Raw genomic sequence first — 18,393 nt, forward strand, 5'->3', positions numbered from 1 at the left:
CGCTGCCCGGGGGAAGACGAAAAAGGCACCAACATGGGTCTGCAGGCTCTTTTTTTCTATATCTTCGCCTTTGTCGCTGTGGCGTCGGCGTTCATGGTTATATCGGCGCGGAATCCGGTCCATTCGGTCCTGTTCCTCATCCTGGTTTTCTTCAACGCGGCCGGCCTCTTCCTGCTGATGGGGGCTGAATTCCTGGCGATGATCCTGCTGGTCGTTTATGTCGGCGCCGTGGCGGTTCTGTTCCTCTTCGTCGTCATGATGCTCGATATCGATTTCTCCGAGCTCAGGGCCGGCATTCTGGAATATGCACCGATCGGCGCTTTGATCGGCGTCATCCTTGCGGCCGAGCTGATCGTCGTTATCGGCGGCAGCGTGATTTCGCCGACCATTGCCAAGACCGTCGCCATGCCGATCCCGGCCTTGACGCAGCGGACGAACACCGCCGCACTCGGCGACGTGCTCTATACCAACTACGTTTATTTCTTCGAGATCGCCGGCCTCGTTCTGCTGGTCGCGATGATCGGCGCAATCGTGCTGACGCTGAAGCATCGCACGCACATCAAGCGCCAGAACATTTCCCAACAGGTCGCCCGCACGCCCGCGACTGCCGTCGAGGTGGTCAAGGTCAAGCCGGGGCAGGGCGTCTGAGGCGAGGCACGAGGATCAAAGGAACAACAACATGGTCATCGGACTTTCCCATTACCTCACGGTCAGCGCCATCCTCTTCGTGCTCGGCGTTTTCGGTATCTTTCTGAACCGCAAGAACGTCATCATCATCCTGATGTCGGTCGAGCTCATATTGCTCGCCGTCAACATCAACATGGTCGCCTTTTCGTCGTTCCTCAACGACATCGTCGGCCAGGTTTTCGCTCTATTCATTTTGACCGTCGCCGCGGCGGAAGCCGCGATCGGTCTTGCAATTCTCGTCGTCTTCTATCGTAACCGCGGCTCCATCGCGGTCGAAGACGTCAACGTGATGAAGGGCTGATAAAGCTATGTTTTTATATAAGGCTATCGTCTTTCTTCCCCTGATTGGTGCGATCATAGCTGGCCTTTTCGGCCGTGCGATCGGCGCCAAGGCTTCGGAATATGTTACCACCGGCCTGATGATCGTCGCGGCCGTCCTCTCGTGGATCGTCTTCTTCACGGTGGCGCTCGGCCACACGGATGGCCCGATCAAGGTTGAAGTCCTGCGCTGGATCCAGTCCGGCGGCATCGACGTTTCCTGGGCGCTGCGCGTCGACACGCTGACCTCGGTGATGCTGATCGTCGTGAACTCGGTCTCGACCCTCGTTCACGTCTATTCGATCGGATACATGCATCACGATCCGCATCGTCCGCGCTTCTTCGCCTATCTCTCGCTCTTCACCTTCGCCATGCTGATGCTGGTGACCTCCGACAACCTCGCCCAGATGTTCTTCGGCTGGGAAGGCGTCGGTCTTGCCTCCTATCTGCTGATCGGCTTCTGGTTCAAGAAGCCGTCCGCCTCGGCTGCCGCGATGAAGGCCTTCATCGTCAACCGCGTTGGCGACTTCGGCTTCGTTCTCGGCATTGCCGGCGTCTTCGTCCTCTTCGGATCGATCAATTTCGATGTCATCTTCGGCAATGCCCAGAGCTTTGCTTCCGGGCAGGGCGGCCAGCCGACCGATATCGTGCTCAATTTCCTCGGCATGCATCTCGATCGCGGCCACGCGCTGACGGCCGTCTGCCTGCTGCTGTTCATGGGCGCAATGGGTAAATCGGCGCAGTTCCTGCTGCACACCTGGCTGCCGGACGCCATGGAAGGCCCGACGCCGGTTTCCGCACTCATCCATGCCGCCACCATGGTCACCGCCGGCGTATTCCTCGTCGCCCGCATGTCGCCGATCTTCGAACTGTCGCAGGACGCACTGACCTTCGTCACCATCATCGGCGCGATCACGGCCTTCTTCGCCGCCACCGTCGGCCTCGTGCAGAACGATATCAAGCGTGTCATCGCCTACTCGACCTGTTCGCAGCTTGGCTACATGTTCGTCGCCCTCGGCGTCGGTGCTTATGGCGCTGCAATCTTCCATCTCTTCACCCACGCCTTCTTCAAGGCTCTGCTCTTCCTTTGCGCCGGCTCGGTCATCCACGCCGTCGACGGTGAGCAGGACATGCGTCACATGGGTGGCCTGCGCCCACATATCCAGAAGACCTTCTGGATGATGGTCATCGGCACGCTGGCAATCACCGGCGTCGGCATCCCGCTGACCCATATCGGTTTCGCCGGCTTCCTCTCGAAGGATGCGATCATCCTGGCGGCCTTCGCCTCGCACAACGCAGCTGCCGGCTTCGCCTTCACGCTGCTGGTCATCGCTGCGATGTTCACCAGCTTCTATTCCTGGCGCCTGATCTTCATGACCTTCTTCGGCAAGCCGCGCGCTTCGCACGAGGTCATGCACCACGTGCATGAATCGCCGAACGTCATGCTGATCCCGCTTTATCTGCTGGCGATCGGCGCTGTCGCCGCGGGCATGTATTTCAACGCTGACTTCGTCGGCCACGCCTACGAGGAATTCTGGAAGCATGCACTGTTCACGCTCCCGGACAACAAGATCCTCGAGGAAATGGAACATGCGCCTGTCTGGGTTGAGCTCAGCCCCTTCATTGCCATGCTCCTCGGTCTCGTCACCGCCTGGTACTTCTACATCAGGTCGCCGGAAACGCCGCGTCGCCTCGCTCAGCAGCAGCGCGTCCTTTACGAGTTCCTGCTGAACAAGTGGTACTTCGACGAACTCTATGACTTCCTCTTCGTCCGCTCCGCCAAGGCGCTTGGCCGCTTCCTCTGGAAGAAGGGCGATATCGGGGTCATCGACACCATCGGCCCGAACGGCATTGCCGCCCGCGTCGTCGACGTCACCAACCGTGTCGTGCGCCTGCAGACCGGCTACCTCTATCACTATGCCTTCGCGATGCTGCTCGGTATCGCAGCCCTCGTTACCTGGATGATGCTCGGGAGTTCCCTCTGATGACCGATTGGCCCATTCTTTCAACGGTCACCTTCCTGCCGCTGGTGGGCGTCCTCCTTCTCCTGTTCACGCAGGAGAACGGCGCCAATGGCCGCCGGAATGTCCTGAATATCTCCCTGGCGACGACCATCGTCACCTTCATCGTGTCGCTGTTCGTCTGGATGTGGTTCGACAACGCCAATCCGGGCTTCCAGCTCGTCGAAAAGCATGAGTGGCTGACGGGCGGCATCAGCTATCACATGGGCGTCGATGGCATCTCCATGCTGTTCGTCATCCTGTCGACCTTCCTGATGCCCTTCTGCGTGCTGGCAAGCTGGCTCTCGGTCGAAAAGCGCCTGAAGGACTACATGATCGCCTTCCTCGTTCTCGAGACGATGATGATCGGCGTGTTCGTGTCGCTGGATATCGTGCTGTTTTACGTCTTCTTCGAAGCCGGCCTCATCCCGATGTTCCTGATCATCGGCGTCTGGGGCGGCAAGGATCGCGTCTACGCCAGCTACAAGTTCTTCCTCTACACGCTGCTCGGCTCGGTGCTTATGTTGCTCGCTATCATGGCGATGTACTGGCAGGCCGGTACGACCGACATTCCGACGCTGCTTGCTTACAAGTTCCCGCCGCAGCTGCAGACTTGGCTATGGCTCGCCTTCTTCGCCTCCTTCGCGGTGAAGATGCCGATGTGGCCTGTTCATACCTGGCTTCCCGACGCGCACGTTCAGGCGCCGACGGCAGGCTCAGTCATCCTGGCAGGCGTGCTCCTGAAGCTCGGCGGCTACGGCCTCATCCGCTTCTCGCTCGGCATGTTCCCGAACGCTTCGGAATATTTCGCGCCGCTCGTTTTTGCCCTTTCGGTCATCGCCATCATCTACACCTCGCTGGTCGCGATGATGCAGGACGACATCAAGAAGCTGATCGCCTATTCGTCGGTCGCCCACATGGGCTACGTGACGATGGGTATCTTCGCGGCCAACCAGCAGGGCGTGCAGGGCGCGATTTTCCAGATGCTGTCGCACGGCATCGTCTCGGGCGCGCTCTTCCTCTGCGTCGGCGTGATCTATGACCGCACCCATACCCGCGAAATCGCGGCTTACGGCGGTCTGGTCAACAACATGCCGAAATATGCCGTCGCCATGATGGTCTTCACCATGGCGAACGTTGGTCTGCCCGGTACCTCCGGCTTCATCGGCGAATTCCTGACCCTGATCGGCGTCTTCCGCGCCAATACCTGGGTTGCGCTCTTTGCCGCGACCGGTGTGATCCTGTCGGCCGCCTACGCGCTCTGGCTCTACCGCCGCGTGATTTTCGGTGCGCTGGAGAAGGAAAACCTGAAGAAGCTTCTGGATCTGTCGCCGCGTGAACAGCTGATCCTCTATCCGCTGATCGCGCTGACGATCCTATTCGGTGTCTATCCGGCTCCGATCTTCGATGCCACGGCGGCTTCGGTGGATCTGCTGGTGAACAATTATACCGCTGCCCTGCACGCTGCGCAGAATGTTGCGCTGTCGATGAATTGATGACGGGACTTATTCGACATGACTGCTGACACAATTCTTGCAAGCCTGCATCTTTCCATTCCGGAGCTCATCCTCGCGGTCGGTGCGCTTGTGCTGCTCATGATCGGCGTCTTCTCGGGCGAACGGTCGGGACCCACGGTCACCGGTCTTGCCATCGCGGTCCTCGCGGTGGCAGGTCTCTGGATCATCTTCGTGCCGGGCGAGGGGCTGGCCTATGGCGGCGCCTACCTTGCCGACGGCTTCTCCCGCTTCATGAAGATCGTCGCGCTGGTCGGCTCGATCGTCGCCATGTTCCTCAGCATTGGCCAGGCGCGCGAGCAGCAGCTCGATCGCTTCGAGTTCCCGGTGCTCCTTTTGCTCGCGACCCTCGGCATCCTGCTGATGATCTCGGCGCATGACCTGATCTCGCTCTACCTGTCGCTGGAACTGCAGTCGCTGGCCCTTTACGTCGTTGCCGCCATCAACCGCGACAGCCTGAAGTCGACCGAAGCCGGCCTGAAGTACTTCGTCCTCGGTGCGCTGTCCTCCGGTATGCTGCTCTACGGCATGTCGCTGGTTTACGGCTTCACCGGTCACACGAGCTTCGATGCGATCGCGACCGCACTCAACGCCGAAACCCGTTCGCTCGGCCTCGTCTTCGGTCTGGTCTTCGTGCTTGCAGGCCTCGCCTTCAAGATCTCCGCCGTGCCGTTCCACATGTGGACGCCCGATGTCTATGAAGGTGCGCCGACCCCGGTCACAGCCTTCTTCGCGGCTGCGCCGAAGGTTGCCGCCATGGCGATCCTGACCCGTATCGTAGTCACGGCATTCCATCCGGTCCTGGCCGATTGGCAGCAGATCATCGTCTTCATCTCGATCGCTTCGATGCTGCTCGGCTCGTTCGCGGCGATCGGTCAGCGCAATTTCAAGCGACTGATGGCCTATTCCTCGATCGGTCACATGGGCTATGCGCTTGTCGGCCTCGCCGCCGGCACTAAGACCGGCGTCTCCGGTGTCATGCTCTACATGGTCATCTACATGGTCATGACGCTCGGCTCCTTCGCCATCATCATGGCGATGCGCCGCAAGGATGGCCGTCAGGTCGAAAACATCGACGATCTCGCCGGCCTTTCGACGACCAATCCCTTCATGGCGGTCGTCCTGACGGCGCTGATGTTCTCGCTGGCGGGCATTCCGCCGCTCGCAGGCTTCTTCGGAAAGTATTTCGTCTTCGTTGCTGCCATCCAGGCGCATCTCTATGCGCTCGCCATCATCGGCGTTCTGGCTTCGGTCGTCGGCGCTTACTACTATCTGCGCGTCATCAAGGTGATGTGGTTCGATGAAGCCAAGGATGAATTCGCACGTACCGCTGGTTCGCTGCGCCTCGTCTTCGGTCTCTCCGGCCTGTTCGTCATTGCCTATGTCTTCTTCGGCGGTGTAATCGGCGGAGCTGCCGATCTCGCTGCTGCGACGCTGTTTTGATGGCGTCTGACATGAATAGCCGGAAGTCGCTCGCCGACTTCCGGCATGATGCCCTTCAGGAAACCTCGTCCACAAACAGCGTCTGTCTCGAACGGGCGCGCGCAGGCGACCCTGGAAACCTTTGGGTCACCGCTGAGCGACAGACGGGGGGACGCGGCCGCCGCGGTCGCCCCTGGGTGTCGGAAGCCGGCAATCTCTACGCATCTCTCCTTCTGATCGATCCCGCTCCCATGGACCGCCTTGGCTCTCTGCCACTTGCGGTGGCGCTCGCCGTGCATCAGGCGGTACGCGGCGTGCTGCCGCTCGCCGCCGAGCCGGTCGAGATCAAATGGCCGAACGATATCCTGATCGGCCGCAAGAAGGCCTGCGGCATCCTGATCGAGGGCGAAGCGCTGCCGGACGGCCGGTATGCGCTCGTCATCGGCATCGGCATCAACATTGCCGTGATGCCTGACAATCCGATCTATCCCGTCACATGCCTGAGGCAGCAGGGCTCGATGGTGTCGCCGGAGGAGTTGTTTGCCCATCTTTATGCCGCGATGTCGGAGGCGCTCGACGTCTGGAGCCGCGGCAAGGGCGTTCGGGAAATCACCGCGCGCTGGCGTGAATTTGCGTGCGGCATCGGGGAAAAGATCACGGTAAACTTGCCGGATCGCTCGATTTTGGGCCATTTCTCGGGCATCGATGATAATGGCTTGTTGATGCTCGAAACCGAGGACGGCAGGATCATGCCGATCGCGGCGGGCGATGTTTTCTTTAGATAATGGTTGGGGATCAGATGGCGAAGCAAGACGAATTGGTGTTTCTGCCCCTCGGCGGCGTCGGCGAAATCGGCATGAATCTCGCGCTCTACGGCTATGGTCCGGCGGAGCAGCGCCAGTGGATCATGGTCGATTGCGGCGTCACTTTCCCGGGGCCGGATCTGCCGGGTGTCGATCTCGTCTTGCCGGATATCCGTTTCCTCGCCAAGGAACGCAAGAACCTCAAGGGCATCATCATCACCCACGCGCACGAGGATCACTACGGCGCGCTGAATGATCTTTGGCCCGGGCTGAACGTTCCGATCTACGCCTCGGCTTTTACCGCCGGCCTTCTCGAAGCCAAGCGCGATTACGAGAAATCGATGGGCGAGATCCCGGTGACGCTGTTCAAGGCCGGCGACCGCATCAATGTCGGCCCGTTCGAGATCGAAGGCGTGGCCGTCAACCACTCGATCCCCGAGCCGATGTCGTTGATGATCCGCACGCCGCTCGGCAATGTCGTCCATACCGGTGACTGGAAGATCGATCACGAGCCGTCGCTTGGGCCGCTGACCGACGAGACCCGCTTCCGCCAGCTCGGCGAGGAGGGTGTGCTGGCGTTGATGTGCGATTCCACCAATGCCCTGCGCGATGGCGTTTCGCCTTCGGAAAAGGACGTCTCGGAAAGCCTGCGCAAGATCATCGAGGATGCAGAGGGCAGGGTGGCGATCACCACCTTCTCGTCGAATGTCGGTCGTATCCGCACCATTGCCGAAGCTGCCGAAGCTGCCGGCCGGGAAATACTTCTGCTTGGCAGTTCGCTGAAACGCGTCGTCGACGTCGCTCGCGATATCGGCATCATGGAAGGCATCAAGCCGTTTATCGCCGAAGACGAATATGGCTATATCCCGCGCGACAAGGTCGTGGTGATCCTGACCGGCAGCCAGGGCGAGCCGCGCGCAGCGCTTGCCAAGCTCTCCCGGGACGAGATGCGCAACGTCGCATTGGCGGCTGGCGATATCGTCGTCTTTTCCTCGCGCGCCATTCCCGGTAATGAGAAGGCCATTCAGGATATCAAGAACGGCCTGATCGAACAGGGCGTACATGTGGTGACGGATGCCGAGGCGCTCGTGCACGTTTCCGGCCATCCCCGGCGCAACGAATTGCAGAAGATGTATGAATGGACGCGCCCGAAGGTCGTCATCCCCGTGCATGGCGAGGCGACGCATCTGACCGCCCATAAGGAGTTGGCCGAACAGAGCGGCATTGCCACCGTGCCGCGCGTGCGCAATGGCGATGTCGTGCGCCTTGCGCCCGGTCCGGTCGAGGTGATCGGCGAGGCCCCGCATGGGCGCATCTTCAAGGACGGTATTCTGATCGGCGATTTCGACGAGATGGGCATCGGCGAGCGCAAGAAGCTTTCCTATGTCGGCCATGTCTCCGTCAATGTCGTGCTCGATGCCCGTTACGACATCGTCGGCGACCCCGACCTCGTGCCGATCGGCCTGCCGGCCTATGATGATGAAGGTGAGGAGATGGAGGACACGCTCTTCGACGCCATCGTCAGCGCCATTGAAAGCATTCCGCGCGCTCGCCGCAAGGATTTGAATATGCTGCAGGAGGCGGTACGCCGCGCGGTGCGCGCCGCCGCCAATCAGGGCTGGGGCAAGAAGCCGATGGTGACCGTGTTCGTGACGCGCACCGGCGGCTGAGTTCAGCGGCCGATCGGGGAGGAGAGTACCGTGCTGGGACGGATCAATCACATCGCGATAGCCGTGCCGGATATTGCGGCGGCTTCCAAGGCCTATCGTGAAACGCTCGGTGCTACAGTATCCCAGCCGCAGACACTACCGGAACACGGCGTTACCGTCGTTTTCGTAGAGCTGCCGAATACCAAGGTCGAACTGCTCGAGCCGCTGGGCGAAGCCTCGCCCATCGCTGCCTTCCTGGCCAAGAACCCGGATGGCGGCATGCACCACATTTGTTACGAGGTCGCCGACATCCTTGTGGCTCGCGATAAACTTGTTGCGTCGGGAGCACGCGTGCTCGGCAATGGCGAGCCGAAGATCGGCGCGCATGGCAAGCCCGTGCTCTTCCTGCATCCGAAGGATTTCTTCGGCACGCTTATCGAGCTTGAGCAGGGGTGACACTGGAGCGGGATGATTTTTGGCGGAACTGGCCCAGAGCATGTCGCGCAAAAGTGTGTAGCGGTTTTGCGACAACGACATGCGCAAAATCAAAGACTAAAGCGTGGGAAGCGAATCTGAAAGATCGCGACGCGCTTTAGAATCTCAATCCGCTTTAAGTGCGCTGATCTGCGCTTTGAAAGACAACTGTTTTGCCCCTATAAGCAGTTTGGAAGAGGAGGAGACGAGCGGGCTCGTCTCGAAGGGAGCATAATGGCACAGCAGATCATCGCCAGTTTCGCCGTTTATTTCGTCATCTGGTGGATTACGCTTTTTGCCGTCCTGCCGTTCGGTCTGCGCACCCAGGCCGAAGACGAGCATGTGATTCTAGGTACGGTCGAAAGTGCGCCGACGAAATTCCGCGCTTGGCGAGTGGTTCTCATCACGACGCTGGTGTCAGCTCTCCTGTATGGCACCTGGTATGTTGCATCGCATTATTTCGGGCTGAGCATAGATTCCATTCCAAGGTTCGTGCCGAACTACAATTGATGGAAAGGGCGCGGTAAAACACGGATCAATCATTTGAGCCCTCTCTTTGCTTGCGCCTCGCAATCGCCATCAATTCGTCACACGTCTGTCATGTGCATGGCGCATCAAATCCCGGACGACATTTGAGTTGTTCTGCCGAAAGGCTGAAGACACTTTCTCGCAATTGGACTGATCTGCAGTAGATCGAGCTGAGAAAGCAAAAAAAAACAAGGCTAAAAGCCTTGTTTTAAAGTATCGCGTGATCCTTATCCGTTACCGGGGCAGCGAACGAGCGCGCCTAAGATCTGATCCTCCCAAGACTTGACCGCGAAACGACAAGAATTTAGCCTTCCTGCCTCTTTTGTGAGCTAAAATTAGCTCAAACATTGAGCTTTGTCATCCTTTTTTTTGCTTTTTTGCTACACTCGCGCAGAATTTTTCTGTTGATGGATTTTCGCCGTAAATCCTTATAAATGTGCGCTTTTTCGAAACAGCCGAAATAGGCGCTTTCCCCTGGATTTCCGGGCTTTTACCAAAATCTTGTGTTGAAGAATGCGGGTTTCCTTCCTACGCCGAAGCAGTTATGAACTGCCTCCAGTACATAATTTGCTAACGATTCCGCCGCGAGCGGAACGTCAAACCATCTGGAACAAGCGTCATGCGTCTGTCTCGTTACTTCATGCCCATCCTGAAGGAAAATCCCAAGGAGGCTGAAATCGTTTCCCATCGGCTTATGCTGCGCACCGGCATGATCCGGCAGCAGTCGCAGGGTATCTATTCCTGGCTGCCGCTGGGCAAGCGCGTACTGGACAAGGTCAATAAGATCATCCGCGAGGAACAGAACCGTTCCGGCGCCATCGAGCTGTTGATGCCGACACTGCAGTCGGCCGAGCTCTGGCAGGAAAGCGGCCGTTATGACGCCTACGGCAAGGAGATGCTGCGCATCAAGGACCGGCAGGATCGGCCCATGCTTTATGGTCCGACCAACGAGGAGATGGTCACCGACATTTTCCGGTCTTACATCAAGTCCTACAAGGACTTGCCGCTGAATCTCTATCACATCCAGCTGAAGTTCCGTGACGAAATCCGTCCGCGTTTCGGCACGATGCGCTCGCGCGAATTCATGATGAAGGATGCCTATTCCTTCGATCTGACGCAGGAAGGCGCCGTGCAATCTTATAACAAGATGTTCGCCGCTTATCTGCGCACCTTCAATCGCCTCGGCCTGAGAGCAATCCCGATGCGCGCGGATACCGGTCCTATCGGCGGCAATCTCAGTCACGAATTCATCATTCTTGCCGATACCGGCGAGTCCGAAGTTTTCTGCCACAAGGATTTCGTCAATTTCGACATTCCGGGCGAAGACACGAATTTCGATGATGCCGTCGGCCTGAAGGGGATTTTCGACAAGTGGACTTCGGTCTATGCCGCCACCTCCGAAATGCATGATGAAGCCGCCTTCAATGCCATTCCGGAAGGCGATCGCCTCTCTGCGCGCGGCATCGAGGTCGGCCATATCTTCTATTTTGGCACCAAGTATTCCGAGCCGATGGGCGCGAAGGTGCAGGGTCCCGATGGCAAGGAACATGCTGTCCACATGGGATCTTACGGTATCGGCCCGACACGCCTTGTTCCCGCCATCATCGAAGCATCGCATGATGAGAACGGAATCATCTGGCCGGCCTCGGTCGCGCCGTTCGATGTCGTGGTGATCAACATGAAGGCTGGGGACCAGGCCTGTGACGAAGCTTGCGAAACGGTCTATGCCGCGCTGTCGAAGGCCGGCAAGGACGTGCTGTACGACGATCGCGACGAGCGCGCCGGAACGAAGTTCGCCACGGCCGATCTGATCGGTGTGCCCGTGCAGATCATCGTCGGCCCGCGTTCGATCGCGAGCGGCGAAGTGGAAGTGAAGGACCGCAAGACCGGCGCTCGCGAGACGATGACGGTCGAAGCAGCGATCAATCGGCTGGCAGGCTGATTGACGATACAAAGGATGAAAGGCGAATGGCGGTGAGCGCGGCAGTGGAACAGCAGGAAAATTCGTTCAAGGCCGGCCCATCGTCTCGCCCGTTCTCCGGTTTCGAACGGCTCGTCGCCTGGCGCTATCTGCGCTCCCGGCGCAAGGAAGCCTCGATTTCGGTGATTGCCGGCTTCTCGTTGGTCGGCATCATGCTCGGTGTCGCTGCCCTGATTATCGTCATGGCCGTGATGAACGGTTTCCGTGCCGAGCTCTTCAAGCAGATTCTCGGCTTCAACGGTCATGTCGTCGTGCAGCCGATTGATTCGCCGTTGAACGACTATGCTGATCTGGCAAAGAAGTTTTCTGCCGTTCCCGGCGTCACCATGGCCCTGCCGCTCGTCGAGGGCGAAACACTTGCTTCCGGCCGCGGCGGCTCCGGCACTGGTGCGCTGGTCCGCGGCATCCGTTCGGAAGATCTGACCAAGCTCAAATCGGTCTCCGATCACGTCGTTTCCGGCGACATTGTCGGCTTTGCTTCCGGACAGGGCGTTCTTGTCGGTAGCCGGTTAGCTCGGCAACTGGGATTGACCGTCGGCGATCAGATCACCCTTACGGCACCGGACGGCGACGTCACGCCCTTCGGCGTCAACCCGCGCGTCAAGGCATACACGATCTCCGGTATCTTCGAAGTCGGCATGTCGGAATATGATTCTTCCGTCGTCTTCATGCCGCTGGAGGAGGCACAGGTCTTTTTCAATGCCGAGGGCATTGTCGAGAAGATCGAGCTCTTCATCACCAATCCCGATGACGTCGATCAATTGCGGCCAAAGATCGAAGAGGCGGCGGGGCGGCAGATTTTCCTGACGGACTGGCGGCAGGTCAACGCCACTTTCTTCTCAGCCCTCCAGGTCGAGCGCAACACGATGTTCATGATCCTGACGCTGATCGTTCTCGTCGCCGCGCTGAATATCATTTCCGGCCTGATCATGCTGGTGAAGGACAAGGGCAGCGACATCGCCATCCTGCGCACGATGGGTGCGACGTCGGGCGCGATCATGCGCATCTTCTTCATGACGGGGGCGGCGATCGGCGTCGTTGGAACGTTCGCCGGCGTCATACTCGGTGTCCTGGTCTGCCTCAATATCGAGTCCATCCGCCAGTTCTTCTCCTGGATTTCCGGCACCGTGATTTTCAATCCCGAGGTCTATTTCCTCAGCAAATTGCCGGCGCAGATGAATCTCAGCGAGACCATCTCCGTCATCGTGATGGCACTCACCCTGTCCTTCCTTGCCACCATCTTTCCGGCCTGGCGGGCCTCGCGGCTCGATCCGGTGCAGGCGCTGCGCTACGAATAAGGATATTTCATTTGATGAAACGCAACGTCGTTCTCCAGCTCTCTGGCGTGGAGCGTCATTACGGGCAGGGCGAGACGCGGCTGTCGATCTTGAAGGGGGCGGATTTCACGCTGCACAGCGGCGAGATTGTTGCGCTCGTCGCGCCGTCAGGCACGGGTAAATCGACGCTTCTGCATGTGGCTGGGCTGCTTGAGCATCCGGATGGCGGCGAGGTGCTCGTCAACGGTCAGGCCTGTGAGGACTTGTCTGACGATAGACGTACCGCCGTGCGCCGCAGCGAGATCGGCTTCGTCTATCAGTTCCATCACCTGCTTCCGGAATTCTCGGCGCTTGAGAACATCATGATGCCGCAGCTCATTTCCGGCCTCTCTCGCAAGGATGCGAGCGAACGCGCCGCCCAGCTTCTCGACTATATGCGCATCGGCCACCGCGGTGATCATCGCCCCGCCGAATTGTCCGGCGGCGAGCAGCAGCGTGTCGCAATCGCCCGTGCGGTTGCCAATGCACCGCTGGTGCTTCTGGCTGACGAGCCGACAGGCAATCTCGACCCGGCAACGGCGCATTACGTCTTTGACGCGCTGGAGGCGCTGGTGCGCCAATCCGGTCTTGCGGCGCTGATCGCCACGCACAATCACGAGCTGGCAGCCCGCATGGATCGTCGCGTGACACTGAGCGAAGGCAAGGTTGTAGAGGTCTGATCCCTTTACGGGATGATCAGGCCGCCGCGATAATCCAGTTCGTAAGCCCTGCGTTCGCTCACGACGATAGCTTCGTAGCCGCTGAAATGGTGGCAGTCGCCGATGTTTTCATCGATGTAAAGCCCATAGGCATGCTCGAACTCGAAACCGCCGAGAAAGCGCCTTTCGTCAAGATAGAGCCGCAGCAAGGCCGCCTTGATCACCATGCCGGCGCGCGTTCCGTCGATCAGGTCGTGTTCGACGATATGGCCGAAATAGTTCATGGCCCATACCGGCTCGCCGTCATGCCATACGAGCTCCTGTCCGGCGAAGTCAGTGCCGCCGAAGTAGCTGTCGAGATAGCGCCAGCGGCCGCTCGCATAGCCAATGTCATGCGAGCCGCTACGGCAGGATGGCAGCCTCTCGCCGTCACCGACATAGGTTTCGGCTTTGGCGACGACAATAAAATCGTTCAGCTCGGCAAGATCCGGCATGACCCTCTCCAATTTTGGTGAGCGGCCAAGATGCCATTCAATGCGAGATTTGTAAAGAACAAAAAGAGAACATTTGCTAGCGATGGCTGCTTTCGCAGGCCTTCTGGCCGATATCATCCTGCCAGTCCTGGATGCTGACGGTCTTGGCATCGACCTTCAGTATCTTGTCGTCCTTGGTCACCTTGCCGGTCAGAACGTTGTAATCGCAGCTATAGCTGTTAGCGGGTTCGAGGTTGTCACGAAAATCGTAGCTATAGCCGGCAACCAAAAATGCGCTGTTGCGATAGGCAAGCGTCAAAGTCTGATGCCATCGGTCGCGCCCGATCGCATCGTTCTGCGAGGTGACCGCGATTGAACCGTTCGGCAGTGCGGCGATCGATGGTTCCTGACCGTAGATACCGCCGGGCTCAGCGCGGCCCCATACCTTATCAGGGGCGGCCGCGGCCAGTTTGAGCAGCTCATGTTCCTTGTCGCGGAGATAGATATAGATCCCGATCTCATAATCGGCCTGGTCATTCGGCGGCATCGTCACCAGTAATGCAAGGTCCGGCTTGCTGTCCTTGTTCCAATCGCCGATCGCCGCGTCGATGATGCGGTCGGGCGCGATGGTGTCTTCGGCGCGAGCCGCGATTGCGGTCAAAAGAAGAATGAGAGCGAAGCCAAGTGACTTCATCGTGATTCCCCGGTTTGCCTCTGCATAGCGCCCGGCCGCGCCGGCGTCCATTGCAGGCTGAAAAGTGGTCTGATGAAATTTACTGATGCATCTATTGACTCTCGAACAAAAATGGAACAAAAAGAAAACATAACGAGTAAGGAGCGCCTAAATGACCGACATTATTCGAGACGTTGCAGCATTCACTTCCATCGTCATGTTCGTCGCCAGCTTTTCCCTCATCATGATGGCGATGTAAGTTTTATCCCCGTTTACACATGCTGTTCCCATATTTGATGGGAGCAACTTCTGGACTTTATGGTCCGCAATGCCGAAAATGTCGCTGATTCATTCAGGCGTGCGGAAGGGTATGAAATGGCGGATGCGGGTGGCAGCGGCGCGGCAGTGCCGGTCGGCGAAATGCCGGAATTTGTGCACCTCAGGGTTCATTCCGCCTATTCTCTGCTAGAGGGCGCATTGCCGCTCAAGAAGATATTGGCCAAGGCTGCCGGGGACAGTCAGCCGGCCATTGCGATCACCGATACCAACAATCTGTTCGTCGCCCTGGAATTCTCGCAGAAGGCGATGGATGAGGGCCTGCAGCCGATCATTGGCTGTCAGGTATCGATCGATATGGAGGATGGCGGCGAGAGCGAAAAGCGCGGCCCGCAGCAAGCTTTGGCGAAGATGCCATCCATCGTGCTGCTTGCCGCGACCGAGCGGGGATATGAGCGCCTCGTCGATCTCGTCAGCCGCGCCTATCTCGGCGGCGAGGGCAACAGTGCCGTTCACATCGCAGCCTCATGGCTGGATGAGATCGGTACGGGAGGGTTGATAGCGCTCACCGGTTCGCTCACCGGCCCGGTCGATATGGCTTTGAAAGAAGGGCACGCCGCACAGGCGCTCTCCCGGTTGTTGAGGCTGAAGCAGCTGTTCGATGACAGGCTCTATGTCGAATTGCAGCGCCACGGCACCTATGATCGTCGTCACGAGCAGAAGATGATCAAGCTGGCTTACGAGCACGAGATCCCGCTCGTTGCCACCAACGAAGCCTTTTTTCCGACGCGGGACGATTACGATGCGCATGACGCCTTGATGGCAGTGGCCCACAACGCCATCGTCTCGGACGATACACGATTTCGCCTGACGCCGGATCACTATCTGAAGAGCCGCGCAGACATGGCAAAGCTTTTCGCCAACTTGCCGGAAGCGCTTGAGAACACGGTCGAGATCGCTCGCCGCTGCTCCTTCGTGTTGAAGACCCGCTCGCCGATCCTGCCGCGCTTTACCGGGGCGACTGACGACCCTGAAGAGGCCGGGCGCGCCGAGGCGGCAGAGCTGCGCGCTCAGGCGGTCGAGGGCCTTGAGCAGCGCATAACCTCGCTCGGCATGGCGCCGGGTTACGAGGAGAAGGATTATCGCGATCGGCTGGAATTCGAACTGAGCGTCATCGAGCGCATGAAGTTTCCCGGCTACTTTCTGATCGTTGCCGACTTCATCAAATGGGCCAAGCGCCACGATATCCCTGTCGGCCCCGGTCGCGGTTCCGGTGCAGGCTCGCTCGTCGCCTATGCGCTGACGATCACTGACGTCGATCCGCTGCGCTTCTCGCTGCTATTCGAGCGCTTCCTCAATCCGGAACGCGTCTCCATGCCGGACTTCGATATCGACTTCTGCCAGGACCGGCGTGAAGAGGTGATTCGCTACGTGCAGGCCAAATACGGCCGCGAGCAGGTGGCGCAGATCATCACCTTTGGTTCGCTGCAGGCGCGTGCGGCCTTGCGCGACGTTGGCCGCGTGCTCGAAATGCCCTATGGCCAGGTCGACAAGATCTGCAAGCTGGTGCCGAACAATCCCGCCAATCCAACCCCCCTCAGCAAGGCGATCGAGGAGGAGCCGCGCTTGCAGGAGGAGGCGGACAAGGAGCCAGTCGTCGCGCGTCTTCTCGATATCGCCCAGAAGATCGAAGGCCTCTATCGCCACGCATCGACCCATGCCGCCGGTATCGTCATCGGCGACCGCCCGCTGTCGAAGCTGGTACCGATGTATCGCGACCCGCGCTCCGATATGCCGGTCACTCAGTTCAACATGAAATGGGTAGAACAGGCCGGTCTGGTGAAGTTCGACTTCCTTGGCCTGAAGACCCTTACGGTTCTAAAGACGGCGGTCGATTTCGTCGCCAAGCGCGGCATTTCGATCGATCTTGCCAGCATCCCGCTCGATGACAAGAAGACCTACGACATGCTCTCGCGCGGCGAGACGGTCGGCGTGTTTCAGGTGGAAAGTGCGGGCATGCGCAAGGCGCTGATCGGCATGCGCCCGGACTGCATCGAGGATATCATCGCGCTCGTGGCGCTTTATCGTCCGGGCCCGATGGAGAACATCCCGGTCTACAATGCCCGCAAGCACGGCGAGGAAGAGATCGAATCGATCCACCCGAAGATCGACTATCTCCTGAAGGAAACTCAGGGCGTTATCGTCTACCAGGAGCAGGTGATGCAGGTCGCCCAGGTGCTCTCGGGCTATTCGCTCGGCGAAGCCGATCTTCTGCGCCGCGCCATGGGTAAGAAGATCAAGGCGGAGATGGACCAGCAGCGCGAGCGCTTCGTCGACGGTGCCATCAAGAACGGCGTGTCGAAGGGGCAGGCCGATGTCATCTTCGATCTGCTCGCCAAGTTCGCCAATTACGGCTTCAACAAGTCGCACGCCGCCGCCTACGCCATCGTCTCCTACCAGACCGCCTATATGAAGGCGCATTATCCGGTGGAATTCCTGGCCGCGTCGATGACGCTCGATATGTCCAATACCGAAAAGGTCAACGACTTCCGTCAGGATGCCAAGCGGCTGGGCATCGAGGTTATCGCGCCCTCCGTGCAGACCTCGTTTCGCCATTTCGAGACGGGCGACAACCGCATCTATTATGCGCTGGCGGCCATCAAGGGCGTCGGTGAATCCGCCGTCGACCATATCGTCGAGGTGCGCGGCGATCAGCCCTTTGCCGGCATCGAGGATTTCTGCCTGCGCATCGATCCCAAACAGATCAACCGCCGCGTTCTCGAGAGCCTGATCTGCGCCGGCGCTTTCGACTGCTTCGAGATCGACCGTGCCCAATTGATCGCCGGCCTGGACCGCGTCATGGGCTATGCCCAGGTGGCACAGGAAAATAAGCGCAGCGGCCAGCATGACATGTTCGGAAGTGCCGCCTCCGGCCCGGAAAAGATCGTGTTCCCGCCCTACACGCCCTGGCTCGCCTCGGAACGTCTGCTGCGCGAATTCCAGGTGCTCGGCTTCTATCTGACGGCACATCCGCTGGATACTTACAAGAGCGTGCTCGATAAGATGCGGGTGCAGCCCTTTGCCGATTTTTCCGCGGCGGTGAAGCAGGGCGCCAGCAACGGGCGTCTCGCCGGCACTGTCATCTCGAAGCAGGAGCGCAAGACGCGCACCGGCAACAAGATGGGCATCTTCGTCTTCTCTGATGCTTCAGGCCAGTTCGAAGCTGTGCTTTTCTCGGAGACGCTCAACCAATATCGCGACGTTCTCGAAGTCGGCAAATCCTTCGTCATTACCGCCCAGGCGGACGAGCGCCCCGAAGGTATCAGCTTGCGGCTGCAGACGGCACAGTCGCTGGAAGAGAAGTCGCTGCAGATGCAGAAGGCGCTGCGCGTCTATGTCCGCGATTCCGGCCCGCTGAAAGCCGTTGCCGCGCATCTGAATACGAAAGGCGACGGCCTCGTTTCCTTTATCGTCATCAAGGAAGAGGGCTTGCGCGAGGTCGAGGTGGCGCTGCCGGAGAAATATCGCATCACGCCTGAAATCGCCGCCGCATTGCGCACGGCGCCGGGCGTGATCGACGTGGAGCTGGTCTGAAGCAATTCCAGGAAAAGTGTATAGCG

Annotated in this window: 15 protein-coding genes; 13 read left to right on the top strand and 2 right to left on the bottom strand. The window is 59.1% G+C overall.

The features are described 5' to 3' along the window. Positions 1–33: 33 nt before the first annotated feature. From AC13RE_RS10290 to AC13RE_RS10345, 12 genes are all read left to right on the top strand, one after another. Entirely contained in the window at positions 34–648 is a 615-nt protein-coding gene (locus tag AC13RE_RS10290; RefSeq protein WP_015339514.1) for an NADH-quinone oxidoreductase subunit J, read from the top strand. 31 nt (positions 649–679) lie between these two features. Beyond that, positions 680–988, top strand: a complete 309-nt coding sequence (gene nuoK, locus AC13RE_RS10295) for an NADH-quinone oxidoreductase subunit NuoK (protein WP_007689961.1) — start codon at positions 680–682, stop codon at positions 986–988. Positions 989–995: 7 nt separating this feature from the next. After that, complete coding sequence (gene nuoL / locus AC13RE_RS10300; RefSeq protein ID WP_488562836.1) at positions 996–2,990, top strand: NADH-quinone oxidoreductase subunit L; 1,995 nt, start codon at positions 996–998, stop codon at positions 2,988–2,990. Beyond that, positions 2,990–4,501, top strand: a complete 1,512-nt coding sequence (locus AC13RE_RS10305; RefSeq protein WP_488562837.1) for an NADH-quinone oxidoreductase subunit M — start codon at positions 2,990–2,992, stop codon at positions 4,499–4,501. The genes nuoL and AC13RE_RS10305 overlap by 1 nt, the downstream gene beginning before the upstream one ends. Before the next feature lie 18 nt (positions 4,502–4,519). Further along, on the top strand, positions 4,520–5,962 hold the full coding sequence (gene nuoN / locus AC13RE_RS10310) for an NADH-quinone oxidoreductase subunit NuoN (RefSeq protein WP_488562838.1): 1,443 nt from the start codon (positions 4,520–4,522) through the stop codon (positions 5,960–5,962). Beyond that, positions 5,962–6,726 (top strand): biotin--[acetyl-CoA-carboxylase] ligase, encoded by a 765-nt coding sequence (locus AC13RE_RS10315; protein WP_488562839.1) that lies wholly within the window; start codon positions 5,962–5,964, stop codon positions 6,724–6,726. Before nuoN ends, AC13RE_RS10315 begins: the two co-directional genes overlap by 1 nt. 14 nt (positions 6,727–6,740) lie before the next feature. Then, positions 6,741–8,414, top strand: a complete 1,674-nt coding sequence (locus tag AC13RE_RS10320) for a ribonuclease J (protein WP_488562840.1) — start codon at positions 6,741–6,743, stop codon at positions 8,412–8,414. Positions 8,415–8,444: 30 nt separating this feature from the next. Next, positions 8,445–8,849 carry a methylmalonyl-CoA epimerase gene (gene mce / locus AC13RE_RS10325; protein ID WP_488562841.1) on the top strand — a complete coding sequence of 135 codons (405 nt, stop codon included), beginning with the start codon at positions 8,445–8,447 and terminating at the stop codon, positions 8,847–8,849. 252 nt (positions 8,850–9,101) lie between these two features. Beyond that, positions 9,102–9,377: a DUF1467 family protein gene (locus tag AC13RE_RS10330; RefSeq protein ID WP_132716361.1), complete on the top strand. Its 276-nt coding sequence runs from the start codon at positions 9,102–9,104 to the stop codon at positions 9,375–9,377. Between the two features lie 637 nt (positions 9,378–10,014). Beyond that, positions 10,015–11,337 carry a proline--tRNA ligase gene (proS, locus tag AC13RE_RS10335; protein ID WP_488562842.1) on the top strand — a complete coding sequence of 441 codons (1,323 nt, stop codon included), beginning with the start codon at positions 10,015–10,017 and terminating at the stop codon, positions 11,335–11,337. A 26-nt stretch (positions 11,338–11,363) separates the two neighbouring features. After that, positions 11,364–12,674, top strand: coding sequence for a lipoprotein-releasing ABC transporter permease subunit (locus AC13RE_RS10340; RefSeq protein WP_132716363.1), 1,311 nt, complete (start codon positions 11,364–11,366; stop codon positions 12,672–12,674). A 14-nt stretch (positions 12,675–12,688) separates the two neighbouring features. Beyond that, entirely contained in the window at positions 12,689–13,372 is a 684-nt protein-coding gene (locus AC13RE_RS10345) for an ABC transporter ATP-binding protein (protein ID WP_112337514.1), read from the top strand. Positions 13,373–13,377: 5 nt separating this feature from the next. On the opposite strand, the gene AC13RE_RS10350 is transcribed toward AC13RE_RS10345, so the two are convergent. Further along, on the bottom strand, positions 13,378–13,845 hold the full coding sequence (locus AC13RE_RS10350) for a DUF5680 domain-containing protein (protein ID WP_112410592.1): 468 nt from the start codon (positions 13,843–13,845) through the stop codon (positions 13,378–13,380). A 76-nt stretch (positions 13,846–13,921) separates the two neighbouring features. Further along, the gene (locus AC13RE_RS10355; RefSeq protein WP_488562843.1) at positions 13,922–14,518 is read right to left on the bottom strand and encodes a hypothetical protein; all 597 of its coding nucleotides are present in this window, start codon (positions 14,516–14,518) and stop codon (positions 13,922–13,924) included. Positions 14,519–14,872: 354 nt separating this feature from the next. Between AC13RE_RS10355 and dnaE the strand changes: the two genes are divergently transcribed. Beyond that, positions 14,873–18,367 (top strand): DNA polymerase III subunit alpha, encoded by a 3,495-nt coding sequence (gene dnaE / locus AC13RE_RS10360; protein WP_488562844.1) that lies wholly within the window; start codon positions 14,873–14,875, stop codon positions 18,365–18,367. Positions 18,368–18,393: the final 26 nt, after the last annotated feature.

This window comes from Martinezella sp. CNPSo 3959, from assembly GCF_057784355.1.